Genomic DNA, 21,743 nt, shown 5'->3' on the forward strand with positions numbered 1-21,743 from the left:
TATCGAGGTGGTATTTGGGATTATTTGTAGCCGATATTTCAACGTCTGGTACCTCGGAGGTTTTTTAACGCTTTTGCTTTTCTGCTTTTTACGATTCCAAAAAATTCTGCTTCATGTCGGTATTTTCTTAGGAACAATGCTTTACACGGCTTGGCGTATGGAACCGCCGCTCGATATGGATCGCCAACAGCTATGGCGTGTGTGTTATGCGGTAGAAATTGAGAAAATCGATCAAAAGCCCGGGCGCGGAAAAGCCTACGGTTACGGGCGTATCATAGAAGCGAAAAATGTCCATAAACTCGTTGGGCATCGTGTTTATTTTTATCTCAATGGTTCAGAGCACTATGTTCCGTCACAAGTTCTCAAATTACGTTCCGATATTCGGATTCTGAAATCTGACAAAACAAAGCCCAGTGCTGATGAGCATTTTTTCCAATATCTCGTACAGAAAAATATCAACCTCTATGCCTACCGCGGAGAAGTACTAACGGTTGAACAGCCCGCCTCATGGATTGCAGATTTTTTCGATCGAATCCGAACGACATTCCATGCTTCGCTTGGGGCTGCGTCTCAACGCCTAGGCGTCGATTCATCGGATGGCATTCTTTACGGGATGCTGTTGAGTGAGAAGAAGGAACTCACGGCATTTCAAAAGGAACAGTTTCATAATACCGGTGTCGCGCACCTTCTCGCCGTCAGCGGTCTACACATTGGAATGATTGCGCTGGCACTGGAATTTTTGTGTAAGTGCTGTTTCTTAAAAAAGACCGGGCGACGTTCGTTGATTGCCTGCATTTTATTTTTCTATATCGGGGCCATTGGATTTCCCCCGTCTGCTGTTCGTGCCTGGATGATGCTTGTCTGTTTTTGGATGGCGCCGATTTTGGATCGGAAAAGTTCGGGTATGTCGTCGCTATTATGTTCGGCCTTATTGGCGCTGATCCACAACCCCATGACGTTGTTTGATATTGGTTTTCAGCTCTCTTACGGAGTGGTGGCGATGATCCTCTTATGTAGCGAGGTATTATGCCGACGAAAGAAGAAAATTCTATCCCTCTTATCGGTTTCTATAGCTGCAACGCTAGCGAGCGCTCCATTGACGTTTGAGTATTTCAGTATGTTCAGTCTGGTAGGTATTTTTATTAACCCGTTGGTAGTTCAACTAGCGATGCCGGCAGTTGCGAGTGGTTTTTTATTTTTGTTGGGGAGTTTATGTGGAGAAAATAGACTCTCGGATATCTGCTTCGGTATTGCCCGATGTCTGACGAAAATTTTAGAGCTGTTTTTAAATATCGTTGAACAATGGATGCCCTGGCATATCGAATGGGCTACGAAACCGAAATTTTTAGGACTTTTAATGTTTTTGTGTTTTCTCGTCATCGGTTTTTGGATTTCCTGGTATGCACAGTTTCGCCAATGGAGTCGAGTTCATGCCGAAAAACGTTGACGCAATTCCGGTAAAATGCTCTATCCTAGACATGTCTGATCACAGTAAGATCTACGAGTTTGGCGCAAAAACCGATGGAAATGCGAAAATGCGCGACCTCCTCGGCGGTAAAGGCGCAAACTTAGCGGAGATGGCGCGGATAGGTTTACCAGTTCCCCCGGGCTTTACGATTACGACGGAAGTATGTAGTGCGTTTAAAGCAAATGGCGAACGTTTACCGGATGGGCTCATGGACCTCGTTAAAGCGGCGATACAGAAGGTTGAACAGCAACAGAATAAGCGTTTTGGCGACCTGCATAACCCTTTACTTTTTTCCGTACGCTCTGGTGCACGGGAATCGATGCCGGGCATGATGGATACCATTTTAAACCTCGGGCTCAATGATCAGAGTGTACAGGGATTTGCGGAAAAAACCGGTAATCCACGTTTTGCCTACGACTGTTATCGCCGGTTCATCCAGATGTATGGCGATGTTGTAATGGGGGTCCAAGCAAAGGACGAGCACGAAGAAGAGCCCTTTGACGTTCTCCTCAATCAACTGAAAAAAGAAGAAGGTGCCGCGAATGATGTCGATCTTTCCGCCGAAGCACTCCAAAAGCTCATTGGACGCTACAAGGAACTCATTAAAAAATCCGTAGGGCGTGAATTTCCCCAAGATGTATACGCGCAGCTCGAGGGTGCGATTGGCGCGGTCTTTAAATCCTGGAACAACGAACGTGCAGTGATTTATCGCCAAAAATACAACATTCCCTCCGAATGGGGGACGGCGGTAAACGTCCAATCGATGGTCTTCGGTAATATGGGGAATAATTGCGCAACAGGCGTCGCCTTTACGCGCAATCCAGCCAACGGTAAGCACGAGTTCTACGGAGAATACCTCATTAATGCCCAAGGTGAAGATGTTGTTGCCGGTATTCGGACGCCACAACCCATTAAAGCACTCGAGCAAGATATGCCTGATGCTTATCGGCAACTCGTCGAAGTATGTCGGATTTTAGAAGACCACTTCTGTGATATGCAAGACTTTGAGTTTACGATTGAGCAGGAGAAGCTCTATATGTTGCAAACCCGTAATGGCAAGCGGACAGGCCTAGCTGCTGTGCGTATTGCGGCTGAAATGGTTGAGGAAAAACGCATTACCCAAGAAGAAGCCATTAAGCGCATTCCGGCGGATTCAATTTCGTCATTACTTGTCCCCGTCTTTGATGAGTCCCGTAAGAAGGACTTGAAGAAATTAGCCGTCGGGCTAGCCGCAGGACCGGGAGCGGCCTGTGGGAAAGTTGTTTTTTCAGCAAAAGCAGCTGAATCGGCGCATGCGCGAGGCGAAAAAGTAGTGCTCTGCCGTATTGAGACATCTCCGGAAGATATCCGCGGTATGTTAGCCTCTGAAGGCATTTTAACCAGTCGTGGTGGGGTAAGTTCCCACGCCGCACTTGTCGCACGTCAAATGGGGAAAGTTTGTGTCTGTGGCGCGGGAAGCCTCCATATTGATTACACCTCTAAAACGGTCCAGGTCGCAGATACGACGATTAAAGAGAGCGATTACATTTCCATCGATGGAACAACCGGAGAGGTTTTTTTAGGGGAAATCGCCACCGTTCCTTCCGAAGTAAACCGTGTACTTGCTGGTGAAATCGAAGCTAAAGATAGCGATGTCTATCGTTTATTTTCGACGATAATGGGTTGGGCCGATCACTTCCGCAAGCTAGGCATCCGGACAAATTCTGATTCTCCAAAACAGGCGCATCAGGCATTATTACTTGGAGCAGAAGGTATTGGGCTTTGCCGTACGGAACATATGTTCTTTGAGAGTGATCGCATTGATTTTGTCCGTCAGATGATTTTGGCGACGACGGTTGAGGATCGCATTGCGGCTTTGGCACATCTTAAACCGCTACAACGCGGAGATTTTGAAGCCATTTTCCGCGAAATGAAGGGCCTACCGGTGACGATCCGCTTGCTGGATCCGCCGCTCCACGAGTTTTTACCAAACACCGCGGATGCAATTGAAGCACTGTCGAAAAAAATCCATATTCCGGCCGAGGCAATTCAACAGCGCGTGCAGTCTCTCCACGAGCAGAACCCGATGCTGGGACATCGTGGCTGTCGTCTCGGAATCACGTATCCGGAGATCACAACGATGCAGGCTTCGGCGATTTTTGAAGCGGTAGCGCAGGTACAATCCGAAGGGATTCCTGTCGAAGTTGAGGTAATGATTCCATTGATTGGCTTTGTGGGAGAATTAAAACACCAGGCGGCACTCATTCATGAAGCTGCGCAGAAGGTGATGATGGAACAAAAAGCCGATATTCATTACAAAGTCGGTACGATGCTCGAGTTGCCGCGTGCAGCTCTCATTGCGGATCAATTAGCGGAAACAGCACAGTTCTTCAGCTTCGGAACCAATGATTTGACGCAAACGACACTTGGAATGAGTCGCGATGATTCCGGGACCTTTTTACCCGAGTATATCCGCGATGAGGTGATCCGACGGAATCCGTTTGCATCGATTGATGTCGAAGGAGTTGGACAGCTCATGCAGATTGCAGTCCAAAATGCACACAAAACACGTCCTGATATCAAGCTTGGAATCTGTGGTGAACACGGTGGAGAACCAGATTCTATTAAGTTCTGTCACAGGCTCGGCCTCACTTATGTGAGCTGTGCCCCCAATCGCGTCCCCGTCGCGAAAATCGCTGCCGCACAAGCCGCACTCGAATAGTTGTTAAAAGGCCCTCAAAGAGGGCTTTTTTATTATAACGGGCATTCCGAAGGGAGAAAGGAATAGGGAAGGTGAAATTTCTCCGCGATTTCTTTCCCGAGAACATCAACTCCAAATGTTTCAGTCGCATAGTGGCCACAGAGGTAGACATTGAGCCCTCGTTCACGGGCTATATTGTAGTGGTACTGGCTACACTCGCCGATGATCATCGTGTCGATGCCGTAGTCGTGTGCTTTTAAAATCATATTTCCACTGCCGCCGGAAGAAATTCCCACTTTGCAAATTCTTTCGGGACCGAATTCCATCGGAACAACATGTGGAAAATGCTGCGCAAGTTGTGCTTTGAATGCTGTACGTTCCATTGCACGTTCTCCGATTACGCCGACGTTTGTCTCGATAAAAGGAAAAGCTGGCTGTGTATTGTGGAGTTGTAGCAGCTTAGCGAGCTGCGCGTTATTGCCAATCTCGGGGTGCGCATCTAAGGGAAGATGGCAGGAATAAACCGCGATATCGTGCTCGATTAAAAGACAATATTTCTGATAAATCGTATCGATAATTGGTGCATGTGATCCCCAGAATAGACCATGATGTACAAAGAGTAAATTGGCACCTATAGTAACCGCTTGCTGAATGCTTTCGAGAGAAGCGTCAACAGCTGATGCGATGCGCGTTACGGTACCGCTGTTTTGAAATTGTAGCCCATTGACGGCTCCATCGTAGTCCTGAATTGTCGCGATCTGTAGGCGTTGATTGCAGTAGTCAACAATCGTCTGAAGTTGTTCCATGGAACATTTTTCTAAAGAATTTTCGTCACCGTGACAATCCCATTTTACGGCTTGAAATCTACTTAAGAAGGCGCATGCTCCCAAAAGATTGTGATTGACGTGCGACATTTAACCTACGCGATTGGAGGGCGTATCTTGTTAGATGACGTGTCGTTTTGTTTACCGACTTGTCAGACGATCGGCGTTGTCGGTGTCAATGGCTGTGGGAAAAGTACCTTATTTCGGCTGATTTTAGGCGATATTTCCGCAGAGAAGGGAGAAATTTTAAAGTCGAGTGACGCAAAGATTGTTACGATTCGTCAAGAGATTCGTAATTTTTCAACAAAACTGTTGGATTTCGTTTTAGAGGCAGATGTTGCATTGATGCAGCTACGTCAACGCGCAGAAATTGAGCATGATGGAACGCGGTTGGCAGAAATTTTTGAGGCCATCGAGGGGATTGACGGCTATAATGCGGAAGTCCGAGCGGCGACTATTTTATCGGGTTTGGGCTTTTCGAATGATGTTTTAGGAAATCCGCTAAGTGCATTTTCTGGTGGGTGGCAAATCCGAGCGGCTATTGCGGCGACGCTTTTTGCGCCATCCGATATTTTGCTCTTGGATGAACCGACAAACCATCTGGATTTTGAAACGACCCTGTGGCTCCGTAGTTATTTAAAGAAAATCAAGCCCGATAAAACGATCCTGATTGTTAGCCATGATCGGATGTTCCTCAATACATTGTGCGATAAAATTCTGCATCTTCCTTCGGGAACACTTTATAGCGGCAATTACGACACTTTTGTTGTTACGCGGGCGAATCAGCAGGCCGCATTGGAACGGCGCATCGAAAAACAAACTGCGGCACGCCAACACCTCCAATCATTTGTCGATCGGTTTCGCTACAAAGCGACGAAAGCCAAACAGGCGCAAAGTCGGCTCAAAATGCTCGAGAAGATGGAGCAACTGCCACGCCTCGACCGCGACTATAGCGTCAAGTTTTCCTTTCCTAATCCAACCGTGGCTGTCGATCGGGAATTAATTCGCATTAAAAATGGTTCTGCAGGGTATGGTGAGCGCGTCGTTTTGAAAAACCTCAATCTGAAAATTGATATGGGGGACCGTATTGCGCTTTTGGGAGCCAATGGGAATGGGAAGTCGACGCTCGTCAAGGTACTTGCGGATCGTCTGCCGTTACTCGAGGGGACGATGACGGTTTCGAAAAAGCTCAATCGTGCTTATTTTTCACAACAGCTTACGGATCAGCTCGATATCGATAAAACGCCCTATGAATTTTTGTCCTCTTTTTGTATCGGGATGAATGAAACCGCTGTTCGTAGCCAACTAGCACGCTTTGGACTCACACAACAAAAGGCAGATACCCTCATTCGAAACCTTTCCGGAGGCGAAAAGACACGTCTGTTACTGGCGATTACCACACGTCATGGCCCTCATGTCTTAATTCTCGATGAACCCACAAACCATCTCGATATCGAAGCTAAAGAGGCGCTCGTCGATGCCTTGAATGCGTATGAAGGCGCTGTTGTTCTAGTCTCACATGACTTTTTTATCGTAGAGTCAGTTTGTGAACAGCTATGGCTCGTCAAAGACCAGAAGTGTGTGCCGTACGACGGTGATCTTGAACACTATGTTCAGGATGTTTTGAATGAAAAACGCCAGACTAAGGGTAGTGCAAAATCCAAAAACACCTCCGGACAAAATAATAAACAACGCCAAAATCTAGAAAAACAGCTCGTAACACTTGAACAGCAATTACTTGAAAAGCAGCAGCAAAAAATAGAACTGGAACAGCGTTTGAATGAACAGTATTCCGAAGCAACATTTCAAGAACTTACGAAGCTTTCACAGCATATTGAGCAACTAGAGGCGAGCTGGATTGAGCTTTCCGAACAATCAGAAGCGTAGATACTGTTGTAAAAGAATTTAGCTTGAATGTTTGAGTGCTTTTACTTCGCTCCGAGCGGTGAAGCGGACACATCACTGTAACGAATTATCGAAAAAGAACGAGGGACAGAATGTTCAGCTCATCGGTTGGATTGCCTCTATACGCGACCATGGTGGGCTAGTTTTTGTCGACCTACGCGATCGCGAAGGCATTACGCAGATTGTTTTTGATCCCAAGTCATTTACGGAGCTCGCATCGCTCAAAGACGAATCGGTGATTGAGGTGACGGGGATCGTTCGTGCGCGTCCCGGCGATACCGTTAATAGCCACATTATGACAGGTGACATTGAAGTAATTGCCGAGCATCTAACGATTCACAATATCGCAGAGACGCTACCGTTTCCGCTCGATGATGCCAATGCGGATAAGGTCAACGAGGACCTACGATTGACCTATCGTTATCTGGATCTTCGTCGGCGGAAAAATTTACGGGCCCTACGTTTACGCCATAATATTGCACGAACGGTCCGGGGGTATCTTGATCGTCAAGATTTTGTAGAGGTTGAGTTACCCTATCTCTTTAAGACCACACCGGAAGGTGCACGTGAGTTTCTCGTTCCGAGTCGGCAAAACCCGGGTAGTTTTTATGCCTTAAGCCAATCGCCGCAGCAATATAAACAGATGCTGATGGTTGCGGGGATCGAGCGGTATTATTCGATTGCGCGTTGTTTCCGCGATGAAGACCTTCGGATGGATCGCCAACAGGAATTTACGCAGATCGATATCGAAATGTCCTTTATTGAGCGTGAAGATATTTATGCTCTGATTGAAGGGATGCTCAAAGAAGTCTTCCAAGCGACTCGGGGTATGGAGCTAAAAACACCATTTTTGCGGATGCCGTTTCAAGAGGCTATGGATCGTTATGGTTCCGATAAACCGGATACACGCTTTGGTTTGGAGCTCGTAGATGTGTCGGATGTTTTTAGAGAATCCGAGTTCAAGGTGTTTAGGAGTTGTCTTGATGGGAAAGGCGTTATCAAGGCCTTAAACGCCAAAAAGTTAGCGGACATCACCCAAGGGGAACTCAAGCAATTAGAAGATACCGCTAAAATGTTGGGTGCAAAGGGTCTTGCCTATATCAAGTGCGAGCAAGGGGCTTGGAAATCACCGATTTTAAAATTTCTTTCCGAGGCGGAACAAAAGGCCTTACAAGAGCAGTTAAACATCGAAGAAGGCGATCTCATCTTTTTCGCAGCAACGGATTGGAGCCATGCATGTACCATTTTAGGGCGTATTCGTCTCGAAGTTTCAAAGCTCTTAGTGCAGCGCGGTCACCTAACAATATCAAAAAACCAGTTTAACTTTTTATGGATTATCGATTTCCCGTTAATTACTTTTGATGACGAACAGGGACGCTTTGTAGCGACACACCATCCGTTTACGGCACCCGTTGAAGAGGATATTGCAAAGCTAAAAACAGATCCACAACATGTGAAAGCCCAGCACTATGACATTGTTCTCAATGGATTTGAAATTGGTGGGGGCAGTATCCGGATTCATCAATCCGATATGCAGTCTTTTGTAATGCGCGATCTTTTGAAGCTCGATGAAAAGACGATTCAGGATCGCTTTGGGTATATGTTGCAGGCCTTTAAATTTGGTGCGCCACCGCATGGAGGTATTGCAATCGGGCTCGATCGATTAGCTGCGATTCTTTGTGGTGCGGACTCAATTCGCGATGTAATCGCATTTCCAAAAACACAAAAGGGACAAGATTTGATGGCCAAGAGTCCGTCTTATGCTTCCGAAAAACAATTACGCGAAGTTCATATCACAACAGTTGTTCCGCAAAAGTAATTTAGAAAGAATCTTGTTCGGGATCGGAGCCTACAAGGCCCTGCTCCCGAAGTGTATCCATAATCCGGGCGGCGCGATTGTAACCGATTTTCAGTTTACGTTGCAGGAAAGAAGTAGAGGCTCGATCATTGCTGCGGATAATCTCTAAGGCTTTAGGGATCATTTCGTCGTCCCAGTCGTTGTCGCTGCCAACACCGTCGTTTTCGATTTGTTCTTGAACGGAAGTCTCAAACTTTGGTCCACCATTTTTCTGGTAGAGAAAGTCGACGATCCCATTAATTTCTGCGTCCGAGACCAATGCTCCTTGTGCGCGCAGTAATCCCGATGCCCCTGGTGGGGAAAATAACATATCCCCTTGGCCGAGCAGTGTCTCAGCACCGCCTGTATCGAGAATAGTCCGACTATCGACTTTCGAGGACACTTTAAAAGCGATCCGGCTTGGAAGATTGGCCTTAATGATTCCGGTAATAACATTGACGGAAGGACGTTGTGTCGCGAGAATGAGGTGAATTCCCGCGGCTCGCGCGAGTTGGGCGAGGCGTGCGATATACGTTTCAATATCCCCAAGGGCAACCATCATGAGGTCTGCGAGCTCATCGATGATGCAAACAATATAGGGCAATTTCTTGTTTTCAGAACCGTCGGGGTTGGTTGGCGGTAGTTTTGGGAACTTTTCACGATAGTTCGCGATATTACGTACACCTACTTTGGCGAAAATCTGATAGCGCCACTCCATTTCCGCGATCAGCCATTTGAGGGCACTTGGGACCTTTTTCGGATCCGTTACGACGGGAACTAACATGTGGGGCAACTGGTTGTAATTTTGCATTTCGACGATTTTGGGGTCAACCATGATAAACCGTAGATCCTCGGGGGAGGCATGGTAGAGCAGTGATGCGATAATGGCATTAATACAGACGGTTTTTCCTGCACCAGTGGCACCTGCAATGAGTAGGTGCGGCATTTTAGCTAAGTCGTAGATCATCGGTTCGCCGGTTACACCGCGTCCAAGGACCATCGGAATTGCGGCTTGGATATCAGCCCAACTTTTGGATTCGAGGATTTCGCGGAGATGAACACTTGCTGGATTTTGGTTAGGCAATTCAATGCCGACACAGTTTTTACCGGGCACCGGAGCCATGATGCGGACGGAGCGTGCCGCAAGCCCCATCGCGATATTTTTATCGAGGCTGACAATTTTTTCGACACGGATTCCGCTTTCAGGCGTAACTTCATAGCGCGTAATTACAGGGCCACGGTGAATTTCTCCCGGCTTAACCGCGATGCCAAATTGCGATAACACTTCGATGAGGCGCTGCATAATTTGGCCACAATTTTCCGTGCTACTGCTCGTTTTCGGTGAAGCTTCCAAGAGATCAATTGGTGGGAAAAAGTAGTTAGTATCACGTTTTTTAAGCGGTGCACCTGTTTTATCGATAGGCTTTTCTTCGAAAATCTGGAGATTTGTTTTTTGTGGAAAATTCTTTTCTGAGGTTGGAATAAGTGGCTCATCTATGGCTACTGGGACCTCTGGCACTAACGGTATTTCTTCCGGCTCATTAATGGGCTGGAGGGGCGTTGGAAGGAGTTCAGAAGACGCTTCCTCTGTTCGTTTTTGTTTTTTCAAAAGTTTGTTGATCGGAAGCCCGCGGATACTTCGGATTACAAAGGAACACAAATTTTTCAGGAGTTCAGCGATTTTGCGCAAAAGAGGATGTTGGAATAATAGCGCAAAATAGAGACCCAATAAGAAAATCAAGGTCCCGAGGAGAAGCAGAAGTGTGCCAATTTTTCCTATAACGGGGAGACAAAAACGTTCAACGACGATGGTTCCTAAAATTCCGCCGGAACCCGCGGAGAGACGTAGCGTCGAGATTGGAAGTGGCCGATAATGCTGTATCCAAGCGGATAGAAGCATGGATAGAAAAACAACGCCACTTACGAGAAAAACGTGCCAGGTCGGACATCGCGTAGGTCGGATGCAGGAAATTGCTAAAACTAGAGGAATCAGTGGCAATAGGTAGCTCGATAATCCCACGAAACGCAGAGACCAAAACGCGAGCGATGAGCCGAGGGTACCCGCTAAATTGCCATTTGCATCGCAATGCGTAGTAATATAGTGCGATTGTTGCGGGGTGTAGTCGAAGATCGCGAGTGTGATAAATGTGGCGGCGAGTGCAAAAATAAGCGCAAAAAATATTCTTTTCGGAAGCGATAATGCCGCAAACATAGCGACGACGATAGCCAGTATGCGCGCTAGGTACAACAATTTTTGCGCATCGGCGAATTTTTCTTGCACGGCTTCAGGGGATCGTTTAGCTGCGGCCAACGGGGGATTAGCTCAGTTGGTTAGAGCGTTTGCATGACACGCAAGAGGTCACTGGTTCGAGCCCAGTATCTCCCACCACTAAGCCAGGATAGGCGTTTAGCTGTGGTAGTTGAGGGCTGGGAGCCTGTCGAAAAATGGAACGCCACCCTCTAAGATGTTTTTGAGCGAGTTTGATTTAGGTGTTGTGCCGTCATCGATAAAGATTGTCCGCTGCTGTTGGCGTGTGAGAGCAACATAGAGTAGGCGCTGAGCGTTGTTGCGGGTCTCGACAGAAAGATTTGGAAACATACGTTCCTGTTGGGCCTTATTGAGCACGACTTGTCCGTGAATAAGATTAGGGAATATGGATGGTGCCGGATAAGGTTCGCGGTTGATAAAGGGAATAAAAACGACGGGCCACTCCAGCCCTTTGGCTTTGTGAAAGGTGTAAAGTTGGAGCGCGTTTTCGTTAATGCTCTCGGGCTCATGACTCATTGAGACAAGCTGATGGAGCTGGCATTTAAACTCGAAAAGCGTTGGACATTGGGCCGCAAGCCGGATGACGGTTCGCTCAATGTCGCCATGGTAGCACGGCTGGACAGCTAAAATACGACTACGTAATTCTAATTTTTCAAGTAACGTATCGATAATCGCCAGTGGCATATTTTCGTTCAGTTCCTTGGCAAGATGATGGAGCTGTATGTAGCAAGAATGCACAGGACTAGTAGGATCTGGGGATGGAGTGGTCAGGTAAGAGGCGATCGCATCATCAGAACAGCCAAAAATCTCTCGTAAAATGCCTGCCAGTTCAAAGGTGTTTTGTGGATCCCATAAAAACTCAACCAACGCTTCGATCCATGCAAACTCGCGAAATTCGCGGTATGTTGTTGTCTTCGAATGGATTTGCATTTCTGGCAGACCAGGTCGTGCAAAAGCTTGCTGAAGTTCTTGTAACCAGGTCCGCCGGGGAGCCAAAATCGCTATTTCACTCCAATGTGTGACGCCAAAATCTTTTGGGGTTTTATTTTGGAAGAGTGTTACGAGTGCCTCTTCATCGGATTGCGTTGTGCGAAGGCATTGCCACAAGGCATTGGCGTCTTTTTTAATGGCGGTTATGGGCACAAAATCAACTTGTTGCCCGGAGTGTTCGAATAACGGCTGAAAAACCCGGTTCACATGAATTGCGATGGCTTCAGAAAAACGCATCGTTACGGAAAACTCGAGCGTTTTCAGCGCATTTTCTTGAGTCAAGCGATGGCAGAGATTTTGGTAAAATCTAACGTTGGCACGGGATTCGTAGATCGACTGCTGCGGATCACCAACCATACAAAAGTGTCCAGATTTCGGCTTGCTTAGAGGCGAATCACTTGCAATTTGTAGCAATAACTGAAATTGTTCTGGATCTGTGTCCTGTGCTTCATCGAGAAGAACGTAGGCTCCCGATCGGCGCGACTGCATCGCAAGTGCTTGTTGGGCAAAAACAATGAGATCCGAGTATGTGAGTCGGCCATTTTGAAGGCGAAATCGGGAAAATTGCTCCCGAACTGCTTCGTATTGTTGTTGAAAATAGCGCGCACAAGACGCCTCAACAGGTTCCATTACAGAGCGATAAAGTTCAACAAAATCCTTTGCCATTGACGACATCGAAGGAAAGGGAAGCGTCGGTTCCTGAATCCAGCGACGTAGATTATTTTGAAATTCTGCGATCGTTCGGTTGTTTTTAGCAGGAAAATCCAAAAGGAGGTTCCAATTAATTGTTGGAAATGGAATCGGATCCGTGGGCGTTAGTGCGGACGACTGGTCTTCGGAATGCATTTGTACGAGGCGCTCGATATCTTCAAGTTCGATAAAGGCGGTATAGGGAGGAAGAATGGATATTTCCTGTTTGTCCTGGTATAAAAAATCCTGCCATAGGGAATCCATTTGTGTCTCAATTTGGAAGTCCGAAGGCAGGTCGATAAGGGATCCATATTGGCGTAAAATGCGATCGGCTAAGGCGTGAATTGTCCCGAAAAAGATTTTTTGTATGGATGTTTCGGGATTATCCCCTTGCGTGAAAAGTCTCGAAAGAGTCCGATTGTAGAGTTCTTGTGCGGCTTTCTTGGTGTAGGTGACTACGTAGAGTTGGTCAAATGGTATGAAACGTTGCTGGATGATCGCAACAATACGCGCCACGATTGCTGTCGTTTTTCCAACACCGGCGGGGGCGATGACAGAAAAATTCGTGTGATGGTCGTGAATAAACTGCTGACGAGCTGCGTCATCGGCAAGCTTCATACCTTGACGAAGGTAACATTTGCAGCTGGTCGACAAGGCTTAATAAATAGAGCGCTGCCGTTTCAGAGCGTAGGATGTGTTGTCGGCTGAGGGTGACAAATCGAAGTTTTGGCGCCTCAAAATCCTTATATTCACGCTCCGAAAAATCACCTTCTGGACCGATGACGACTCCGATTTCTGTATCCGTTTGGAATTGTCTTAGTTCTTGGTAATAATCCAAAATTGGACGCGCAGACGGGTGAAGTGCGGCAACAAACGTCAGTGAAGGAAGGATAATTTTTGACGATTTTTGAGGTGGTTCAATCGCGGGAAGGAAAGCATTCCCCGACTGTTTGCAGGCCTCGCGAGCAATGTCGTTCCAATGCCGTAGTTTATTCTCCAAATCGTGAATTTTGACCTCGCTGTGATCGGTAATGAGTGGGGAAATTTTTCGGACACCAATTGCTGTCGCCTCTCGGATCAGAAAATCCATCGCCTTACTTTTGAGCAGCGCAGGATAAAAGTTGATGCGTGATGCCGTTGCGTGCTGAATTTTTTGAATGTGAACCGTTTGGTCCGGCTCCACTAAGCCTGTTGCAATGGTGCCATGGCCATCTAGAAGCTGAATGGTTTCTGACGGTTGAGCCCGCAAAACTCGAAATACATGATGCGCCTCGTTACGTTCCAAGTGGCAACATTTTCCAACTTCCAATTCTCCATCGTAAAACGCCCGGATCACGTCTTACTCCTGGGGAGGCAGAATAAAAGCGACGTCGTTAACAGCGATCCAGCCATTTTTCCCTTGCGGCAATTTCGCTAGTAAAAAATCGCCATGGCGCTCTAAAGCCGTAATGGGTTTCCCTCGTTCAAGAAACATAAGAACACTTGCCTGCGATGTCGGCGATACACGCAACGGCGCCTCATTACGAATGATAACGCATTGGCGTTGAGCCTGTTTGAGATAGTAACCGTAGCTGATAAAAGAAGTACTTAGCAGCCACAACAATACGTAATAAAACTTTGATCGACGCCGAAGGACAAGGAAACCAAGCAAAACAAACAGGATTAGTAAAACGCCAACTGCCACATCGGCATAAAACTTGGTAGCCAGAAGGGGCGTTAGTGGGCCCTGTTCCGAAGCCCTAGGAAGGGCCTGATATGCGGCGTCGAGGGCCGAGCGATAAGGCGCGAGATCGCGTGCCCGCTCAAATGAAATCCGGGCGTTGACTTCATCTCCCTGCTGCAGATACGCGCTGCCCAAGTTAAAATATTTCGCGAATGAATGCGTCGGGATGGCGTTGAGATGCTCAATCGCCTCTGCATACTCCTGGCGCTCAATCGCGTCATTGGCATCGAAAAAATCGTCGCCGTAGAGTGATGAAAGCGACAGAAAAAGACTAAAAATGAGACGTTTCATGAGGATTTTTTAAGGAGTGGGATGATGCGAAGAAGGGTATCGATTTGCCGCGTCGCGTATAACTTGAGTACGTGTTTTTGGCCAAAAACGACGTCGTCTGCCTCGTTTAAAAATTCTTCAAGCCACTTACGCTGCTCTGGTGCGACCGCTTGGCATCGATCGAGGATTTTCGCACGCGAAATTTCTTTTTCGAAGTCATTGCCCGTGACGGTGCGATTGAGCAATTGGAGCGCCGCTTTGTAACCGCTATCGACATCATTGTTATGGAGCATTTTAACCAACTGTTGGCGTTCCTTCTTTAAATTGAGTCGAGGCAATTTTTTAGATTTCTGAGGCGCTACTTGTGAATGCTTTTTCCAAAGGCTCAGCGTTGTGATGAGTAGGAATGCGGCAATGATCGCTATCAACCAACGTTGGATGCAAGATTGCAAGATCCAAGGGGAGAGTGAGCGATAGGGCCATGTATCTTGCGTGAGTAAATGGAGCGCCGGAGCGGCAGAGGAAGACGACACAGAACCCGCAACCGGAGCCGGTGGTGCGACCAATGCGTTAGTTGAGCGTGAGACGAGAATTTTCGTGGTATCGGCAACCTCCAACTCACGGTAGGCATGTTCGGTTGGGGAGAAGTAGCCAAACTTGATTGTCGGCAGTACGAGCTCACCGGTCTTTTGCGGAATAATGACGTATTCGAATGTTTTTTGACCATTCGACGGTCCCATTTCTTTAAACTTCGTTTTAGGTTCGAAGCATTTCCAAGTCTCGTCGGCAAGAAGTGCGGGCGCTTGAATGCGATCAAAGTTGCCTTCTCCGCAAAGATCAATCGAAAGGGTAATCGGCTCACCTGCGAGCGTACGATCTGACGATAGATGGAAATTTTGGAATGAAAAATCACCGATAGCGCCGCTAAAAGATTCGGGTGCTGGTGATGGCAATGCAGCAACTTTTAGAGGAATGATGTTGGTCTCGAGCTCACGCTGCACCTGGCTGGCCATCGCAAATAAGCCGAGAGGTTGTACAACCTTGCATAAACAGGTTGTTTTGAAGGCGAGAGAAAGATCCCCACTCTTAATCGGAGTAACCCAAGTCGTCCAGGTAAAGACTTCCGCACCGTTTTGATACCCTTCCTTAGGTTCTTTGCCTAAAGGCCCCAAAATACAATGGCCATTAACGGTTTCTGGAGGAATGCAACGTAGAAGTTGGGTGTCATCTCCCGTTATCCGAAGTGCAATCTGTATCGGAATGCGTTGACCAACATACGCTTCTGTGGTTGCGACATTCAACGTTGCTTCGATACCACCGGCCATTTCTTGACGTGTCTGGTGCCCATGAGCATCCTCCGTAACCGTCAATGTGGAAGGCGGAATGGTGATAACCTCGTCCTCGGCTGCGATATCGAAAGCGGGCATTGTAAACGTTCCGGTATGTTCGGCGACGAAGGAATAGATGATATGCGTTTTACGCACTACGCGGCCATTGGCACTAAAGACCGATTGTTGTGTATTTTCGCCAAACTGTTGGAGTCCAGGAACGTTGGGTAAGCGGAAAGACGAGGGAACGATATTGGTAAACGCGATAACATAACGGGCTTCATCGGAGAGTGTGATCCGATTAGGTTCAAAACGTGCTTCGACGCTACCTTCGGCTAATGTTTTAGATGCCCCTGCTATGGCCGAAGTGCTGATTACAAGCCATGTCCACAAAAAAACGATCAATGACGACAAACACCTCATCTCTCTTAATTTTCTATATTATTACCAAAATTTTTCGATTTGGCGAGTGGTAATTTGTTCCGGTGCTGCATAAAGCGGTAGAATTTTTTCATCGCCCTCAAGGCCATCGAGAAGTTGTTTCGCTTCCGCCGCGGATAAACCTGAAGGAGAAGGTTGTGGTTGAGCGGGATTTTGCTGGGGCTCTCCTTGTTGTGGGTCAGGATTTTTAGGCTGTCCTTGGTCCTTGTCCTTGTCCTTGTCCTTGTCCTTGTCCTTGTCCTTGTCCTTGTCCTTGTCCTTGTCCTTGTCCTTGTCCTTGTCCTTGTCCTTGTCCTTGTCCTTGTCCTTGTCCTTGTCCTTGTCCTTGTCCTTGTCCTTGTCCTTGTCCTTGTCCTTGTCCTTGTCCTTGTCCTTGTCCTTGTCCTTGTCCTTGTCCTTGTCCTTGTCCTTGTCCTTGTCCTTGTCCTTGTCCTTGTCCTTGTCCTTGTCCTTGTCCTTGTCCTTGTCCTTGTCCTTGTCCTCCGGTGCCTCCTTATCCGAATTTGCCTCTTTGTCAGCGTTATTTTCTGGATCTTCCTTTTGTTCGGAGTCTTTGTTATTCTCGTCAGATTCTGACGGATTCTGGTCGTTCTGGTCGTTCTGGTCGTTCTGGTCGTTCTGGTCGTTCTGGTCGTTCTGGTCGTTCTGGTCGTTCTGGTCGTTCTGGTCGTTCTGGTCGGGATCCTTTGGGGGCGTCAGGTCCTCTAATTTTTTGATGCAATCGTCAACGTATTTCCAATTCTTTTTCGCGTCATCAAAGTTTTGATTTAATCCGATAGCATTAGAAAATGCGTCGCGGCTTGCCTCCCATTGTGCGCGCTTTTCTTGGGCAGTTGGAAGAGTTTCTCCGTACTTGAAGAGCGCGTTCCCGAGGTTGTAATAAATTTTTTCCTGAAGATTAATGGGAGCTTCTTGGAGCGCTTTCTGAAACGTTTCAATAGCCTCAGGATATCTCTGTAATGCGGTAAGTGTCGTGGCCTGGTTAAAGGTTTTTTCTTTAGTATCCGTACTAGTTTGCTCATAAAAATGGAGCGCATCCTCGTATTGTCCCCGCTGGAAAAGCTTTTCTCCAATACTTTCGCGTGCTAAGGTTTGCGAAATAGACAATGTCCAGAGAAGCCCAGAAACCAAGAAAATCGAAAGTTTATAATAGGCTGAGATTCCGTAGCGGGGGGGGCGCCGAGCAGTCCCAATGAGCATTTCCATTAATAACAGCACGAATGCTGGCAGTAAGAACCACAGATAGCGTTCGCAGGGAATGTGTTCAACTGACATATCGGCCTCTTGGGTAAGGTTGAGCGGAAATTGTTTTTTTAGTTCCTGGAGCAATAATGAACCCAAGTCGGCGGTGAATGGGTGATAATGTCCTCCTGTTTCATCGGCTAACTTTTTTAATGTCGCCTCATCGAGTACCGTCTTGACGACATTGCCATAGCGATCCTGAAGATCTTGAACCCTTCCGTCATCTAGCGTAATGGGAATGGTTGTTTCTTCCGTTGAACCGATACCGACGCTGTAGACATAAACGTCTTTGGGGAGGTTGATGCTCAAACTTTGCCCTTCGACTAGATCTTCACCGTCGGAAAAGACAAAAAGCACCTTTTGATTAGGAGAGGATTCGTAGACCGTTTCTGCGATACGTAACATCGTACTCAACGACGTTCCAAGAACAGGAATAATATCGGTGTCGAGCATCTGTAGACTGTGCGCAAACGTGGCATAATCTAAAGTTAGCGGGCACTGCAAAAAGGCCTCTCCGGCAAAGGCGATGAGCCCCACGCGATGGCCAGGAACTTGGCGTAAAAAATCAAGAATCAGGAGTTTCGTGCGTTCGAGACGATTGGGGTTCATATCCTCGGCCAACATGCTTTTGGAAACGTCAACAGCGAATAGCAGATCGACGCCTCTCGGTTTCGTTGCGCGTTCTTCCTCTCCGAACTGAGGGCGACAAAGCGCGACACCCACCAATAAAGCCGCGGCGACAAATAAAAAGTGCTTCCACTTTCGACGTACAGGGCTATCGTTGGCCATCAGGATTGGTGCCAGCCGTTCTGTAGCAAAACGAGCGAGCCGACGTTTTCGGCGTGCCGCGGCGTAAGTGCTACCGAAGAAGAGAAACAAGATCAGCAGTGGTAAAAAGATAAGCGCAATGTCACGGTTCAAGCTCATGGGATGCGTTGTAGTTTTGTCGCTCGAAGGAGAAATTCGAGGAGCAGTAATAACATCGCGACGGCAACAAGCCACGGGAACCATTCATCGACGATCGCGTACTGCTGTAATTTTACGTCTGTTTTTTCAAGTTGATCGATGGTTTCGTAAATTTGGGAAAATTCCTCGCGATTTTCGGCCCGAAAGAACTGGCCCTGGGTTTGTTCGGCGATTGCGCGCAACGGGGCTTCATCGAGCTCTGTCATGTACTGAACTGCGATGTATTTCCCGTCGTAATCCGTCTGTATGTGTCCTTGCTCATCGGTAACAGCGAAGGGGACGAGGCCAGATTTCCCGACGCCAATCGTATAAATTTTAATTCCAAGTGCTGCCGCTGCTTCGGCCGCGACAACCGGCGATAGCGTACCACAGTTGTTGTCGCCGTCGGTAACAAGTACGATAATTTTGCTTTTAGCCTGGCTATTTTTGAGACGATTGGCACACATGCAGATTGTGTCGCCGATTGCTGTGCCATCCTCGATCAACTTCACGTGAAGCCGTCGTAGATTGTCTTTGAGCCAGGTGTGGTTGAGTGTGAGAGGGCTCACGAGGTACGGTTCTCCGGCAAAAGCACACATTCCGAGGCGGTCATTAGGGCGATTTTCGATAAACACCTTTGTGACCTCTTTGGCAATGTCGAGGCGCGTGATCGTCTTTTCCCGATCGCTAAAATCGAGACCCATCATCGATCCCGAAACATCGATCGCGAGCATGATATCGACGCCGCTTGAATTAACTTCCGTGAATTTCGATACCCACTGAGGGCGCGCCAGAGCGATAACAATGGCCGAAAGCGCTCCGAAGCGAAGCATAGAAAGAATCGGGCGTTGTTTTGGTTTTTTGGTAAAGCATCTTTTTATGCCATCAATCGACGAAAATTTGAACGTGGCATAACGGACATATTTTCGCTTCAATGCGAAAAACAGTGGCAGTAGCAACAGCAGCCACAAAAAATATGGGTCATGAAATGTAAAGCTTTGGGTCATGTCGCGGGAGTCGATTTAGGTTTGCTGTGGTGGATCCGTACAAAGCGCGCAAAGCGACAGGTTTTAACAAAAAGTTCCTTTTGGATATCCTCAGTCAGCGCCTCTCGGGCAAATTTCGCGACGTCGGAGGACTGTAAAACGTCGGACAGTAGGGCGACCTGTTGCCATGAAAACTGTGTTGATTTACTGAAAAGGTTGAGAAATTCTTCCGTCGTCCGGCAGGTCAGAGAAAGGTGATATTCGCGCTGAAGATATGACTTTAGAGCGAAACACAGAGCGCTACAAAAATGAGGCGCTTTTCCAAGCAGTTGGCGAGATTTTTTGAGGTCGCTCAGAAGCTGTTGATACGAGGTAAGCGGTAGGGTAGGACGCGCGGTAGAACGACGGTACCAACGCCATAATATTCCGAGTAAAAATAATCCCAATAAGATACCCAGCGTTGTCAAAATAGGGACACGATAATCTCCAATCGGCAAAGGGGGAATCTCGGGTAAAAGCTCTTTGGGAACCTCGAAGTCTTCCGTAACAACCGCGGAGCTCGCCATTAACGGTGAAACTGAGCCGCATGCTACTGCATAAAAAAAACCGAATCGAGAGATTCCCATGGGTTGGCCTGTAGGGTAGGAGGGATGAGGAAATTGTCAATACATGCGCTTGTTTCACAGAAATTTTCGCGACACATACTTGAACTTTTTGGGAAAATTCTATAGCTGAGCGCATGGAGTTGTTGCGGAGTGATCTCGTTAAGAAGGCGCGCGAAAAAATTGCCATAGTTGATTCGCTATCGACGCTGGAGTCGTTAAAGGCGGAGTTTTTAGGTCCGAATGGAGTGATTCGAAAAGCGAGTCAGGCTGTGCGGGAGCTGTCGCCCTCAGAACGACCAGCATTTGGACGTCAGTTAAACACATTAAAAGACGCGATTGAGTCGCTCTTTGTTTCCAAGGCGCAAGAACTCTCCGATCGAAATCTCTTAAGTCAGCTGCCGCAATCACTTGATATCACACTCAACGCGCGAGATTCGTGGCGTGGAAGTATTCATCCATTAACCCAGGTTCGCGAAGAGTTAGAGACGATTTTTCATCACATTGGGTTTGTAACCGTTGATGGTCCGGAGGTCGAAACGGAGTGGTTTTGCTTTGATGCGCTCAATACGCCGCCGTCGCACCCAGCCCGCGATGCCATGGATACCTTTTTTTTACCCGAAGATGTGACGATGCGTACGACGAGTAAGCACGCTGACGAGCGCTATATTTTACGTTCCCACACCTCAACGGTCCAGATTCGGACGATGCTTAAAGAAAAACCTCCGTTACGTGTTGTTTCTCCCGGACGGACTTTTCGACGCGATACGGTAGATGCCACGCACAGCGCAAACTTCCACCAGTTTGAGGCCCTCTATGTCGACGAACACGTTTCCGTATGCGATCTTTACGCAACTCTTGACTATGCCCTGAAGCGATTTTTTGGGAAAAATACCCGAACACGGTTACGTCCGAGCTTTTTCCCGTTTACCGAGCCGAGTTTTGAAATGGATTTTCGCGCACAAAATATCGGTAAGCTCAGTGATCAGTGGATCGAAGTTTTGGGATGTGGCCTTGTCGATCCCAATGTTTTTGAGGCCGTCGGGATTGATCCAACTCGCTATACCGGTTTCGCAGCGGGATTTGGCATTGAACGCCTCGCTATGTTACGTTACGGTATTGATGACGTACGCCTGTTTTACCAAAACGATCTTCGCTTTCTGGATCAGTTCGCTCGGTAATGAATTAGGATGCGCGCTGGAAGTAGCTGACGGAGTTGTAATCGACGAGCGTGATTTTAACGAGTTGAGAAACGCTCAATTCGACGCTATTGACCTGCTTTCCAATCCGCTTTTTAAGCTGTGTTTTCGGTACATTGGGAACCGGAACGGTTTTTGAAAGACTGTGGAGCGAGGTTAACGGGGGGATTTTTGTTTCCTTGGAATTTTTGCGATCGCGGTAGATGGCCGCTTTACGGTGCTGTAGTTTGCGATGAGGAACGACCTGCCAACTGTCACTCGGAATTTTGGGTCTTTTCCTGACGATAAATTCATCTTCGAATTCATTAGTTTCATCGACAATCTTTTTTCTTCTTCCCATCATG

At 47.5% G+C, this 21,743-nt stretch carries 15 protein-coding genes and 1 tRNA gene; 6 read left to right on the forward strand and 10 right to left on the reverse strand.

Annotated elements, in window-relative coordinates:
- The first annotated feature begins 7 nt into the window (after nucleotides 1-7).
- Both LW808_003960 and ppdK read left to right on the forward strand, forming a co-directional pair.
- On the forward strand, nucleotides 8-1,447 hold the full coding sequence (locus tag LW808_003960) for a ComEC/Rec2 family competence protein (protein UPA28422.1): 1,440 nt from the start codon (nucleotides 8-10) through the stop codon (nucleotides 1,445-1,447).
- 31 nt (nucleotides 1,448-1,478) lie between these two features.
- Nucleotides 1,479-4,169 carry a pyruvate, phosphate dikinase gene (gene ppdK / locus LW808_003965; protein UPA28423.1) on the forward strand — a complete coding sequence of 897 codons (2,691 nt, stop codon included), beginning with the start codon at nucleotides 1,479-1,481 and terminating at the stop codon, nucleotides 4,167-4,169.
- A gap of 32 nt (nucleotides 4,170-4,201) precedes the next feature.
- Here the strand turns inward: ppdK and LW808_003970 are convergent, their stop codons facing one another.
- Complete coding sequence (locus LW808_003970) at nucleotides 4,202-4,954, reverse strand: Nif3-like dinuclear metal center hexameric protein (protein ID UPA28424.1); 753 nt, start codon at nucleotides 4,952-4,954, stop codon at nucleotides 4,202-4,204.
- 90 nt (nucleotides 4,955-5,044) lie between these two features.
- On the opposite strand from LW808_003970, the gene LW808_003975 reads away from it, so the two are divergent.
- Both LW808_003975 and aspS read left to right on the forward strand, forming a co-directional pair.
- Nucleotides 5,045-6,859 carry an ATP-binding cassette domain-containing protein gene (locus tag LW808_003975; protein UPA28425.1) on the forward strand — a complete coding sequence of 605 codons (1,815 nt, stop codon included), beginning with the start codon at nucleotides 5,045-5,047 and terminating at the stop codon, nucleotides 6,857-6,859.
- A 58-nt stretch (nucleotides 6,860-6,917) separates the two neighbouring features.
- Complete coding sequence (gene aspS / locus LW808_003980) at nucleotides 6,918-8,696, forward strand: aspartate--tRNA ligase (GenBank protein ID UPA28426.1); 1,779 nt, start codon at nucleotides 6,918-6,920, stop codon at nucleotides 8,694-8,696.
- Nucleotide 8,697: 1 nt separating this feature from the next.
- On the opposite strand, the gene LW808_003985 is transcribed toward aspS, so the two are convergent.
- The gene (locus tag LW808_003985) at nucleotides 8,698-10,995 is read right to left on the reverse strand and encodes a DNA translocase FtsK 4TM domain-containing protein (protein ID UPA28427.1); all 2,298 of its coding nucleotides are present in this window, start codon (nucleotides 10,993-10,995) and stop codon (nucleotides 8,698-8,700) included.
- Nucleotides 10,996-11,026: 31 nt separating this feature from the next.
- On the opposite strand from LW808_003985, the gene LW808_003990 reads away from it, so the two are divergent.
- Nucleotides 11,027-11,103: transfer RNA gene (locus LW808_003990), tRNA-Val, on the forward strand.
- A gap of 18 nt (nucleotides 11,104-11,121) precedes the next feature.
- Here the strand turns inward: LW808_003990 and LW808_003995 are convergent.
- The 7 genes from LW808_003995 to LW808_004025 all read right to left on the reverse strand — a co-directional run bounded on the left by LW808_003995 (nucleotide 11,122) and on the right by LW808_004025 (nucleotide 20,164).
- A complete protein-coding gene (locus tag LW808_003995) occupies nucleotides 11,122-13,281 on the reverse strand; it encodes an ATP-dependent helicase (protein UPA28428.1) in 2,160 nt (719 codons plus the stop codon).
- A complete protein-coding gene (locus tag LW808_004000; GenBank protein UPA28429.1) occupies nucleotides 13,265-13,999 on the reverse strand; it encodes a 16S rRNA (uracil(1498)-N(3))-methyltransferase in 735 nt (244 codons plus the stop codon). Before LW808_004000 ends, LW808_003995 begins: the two co-directional genes overlap by 17 nt.
- 3 nt (nucleotides 14,000-14,002) lie before the next feature.
- The gene (locus LW808_004005) at nucleotides 14,003-14,677 is read right to left on the reverse strand and encodes a hypothetical protein (GenBank protein ID UPA28430.1); all 675 of its coding nucleotides are present in this window, start codon (nucleotides 14,675-14,677) and stop codon (nucleotides 14,003-14,005) included.
- The gene (locus LW808_004010) at nucleotides 14,674-16,407 is read right to left on the reverse strand and encodes a BatD family protein (GenBank protein UPA28431.1); all 1,734 of its coding nucleotides are present in this window, start codon (nucleotides 16,405-16,407) and stop codon (nucleotides 14,674-14,676) included. The genes LW808_004005 and LW808_004010 overlap by 4 nt, the downstream gene beginning before the upstream one ends.
- Before the next feature lie 21 nt (nucleotides 16,408-16,428).
- Entirely contained in the window at nucleotides 16,429-18,594 is a 2,166-nt protein-coding gene (locus tag LW808_004015; GenBank protein ID UPA28432.1) for a VWA domain-containing protein, read from the reverse strand.
- Nucleotides 18,591-19,445, reverse strand: a complete 855-nt coding sequence (locus LW808_004020) for a VWA domain-containing protein (protein UPA28433.1) — start codon at nucleotides 19,443-19,445, stop codon at nucleotides 18,591-18,593. The genes LW808_004015 and LW808_004020 overlap by 4 nt, the downstream gene beginning before the upstream one ends.
- Before the next feature lie 170 nt (nucleotides 19,446-19,615).
- A complete protein-coding gene (locus tag LW808_004025) occupies nucleotides 19,616-20,164 on the reverse strand; it encodes a hypothetical protein (protein ID UPA28434.1) in 549 nt (182 codons plus the stop codon).
- Nucleotides 20,165-20,337: 173 nt separating this feature from the next.
- Between LW808_004025 and pheS the strand changes: the two genes are divergently transcribed.
- Complete coding sequence (gene pheS / locus LW808_004030) at nucleotides 20,338-21,381, forward strand: phenylalanine--tRNA ligase subunit alpha (protein ID UPA28435.1); 1,044 nt, start codon at nucleotides 20,338-20,340, stop codon at nucleotides 21,379-21,381.
- 4 nt (nucleotides 21,382-21,385) lie between these two features.
- Here the strand turns inward: pheS and LW808_004035 are convergent, their stop codons facing one another.
- Nucleotides 21,386-21,742: a hypothetical protein gene (locus LW808_004035; GenBank protein ID UPA28436.1), complete on the reverse strand. Its 357-nt coding sequence runs from the start codon at nucleotides 21,740-21,742 to the stop codon at nucleotides 21,386-21,388.
- Between the last annotated feature and the right edge of the window lies 1 nt (nucleotide 21,743).

The organism is Verrucomicrobiota bacterium, from assembly GCA_021294815.2.
In the GTDB taxonomy this organism is placed as follows: domain Bacteria; phylum Verrucomicrobiota; class Verrucomicrobiia; order Opitutales; family LL51; genus LL51.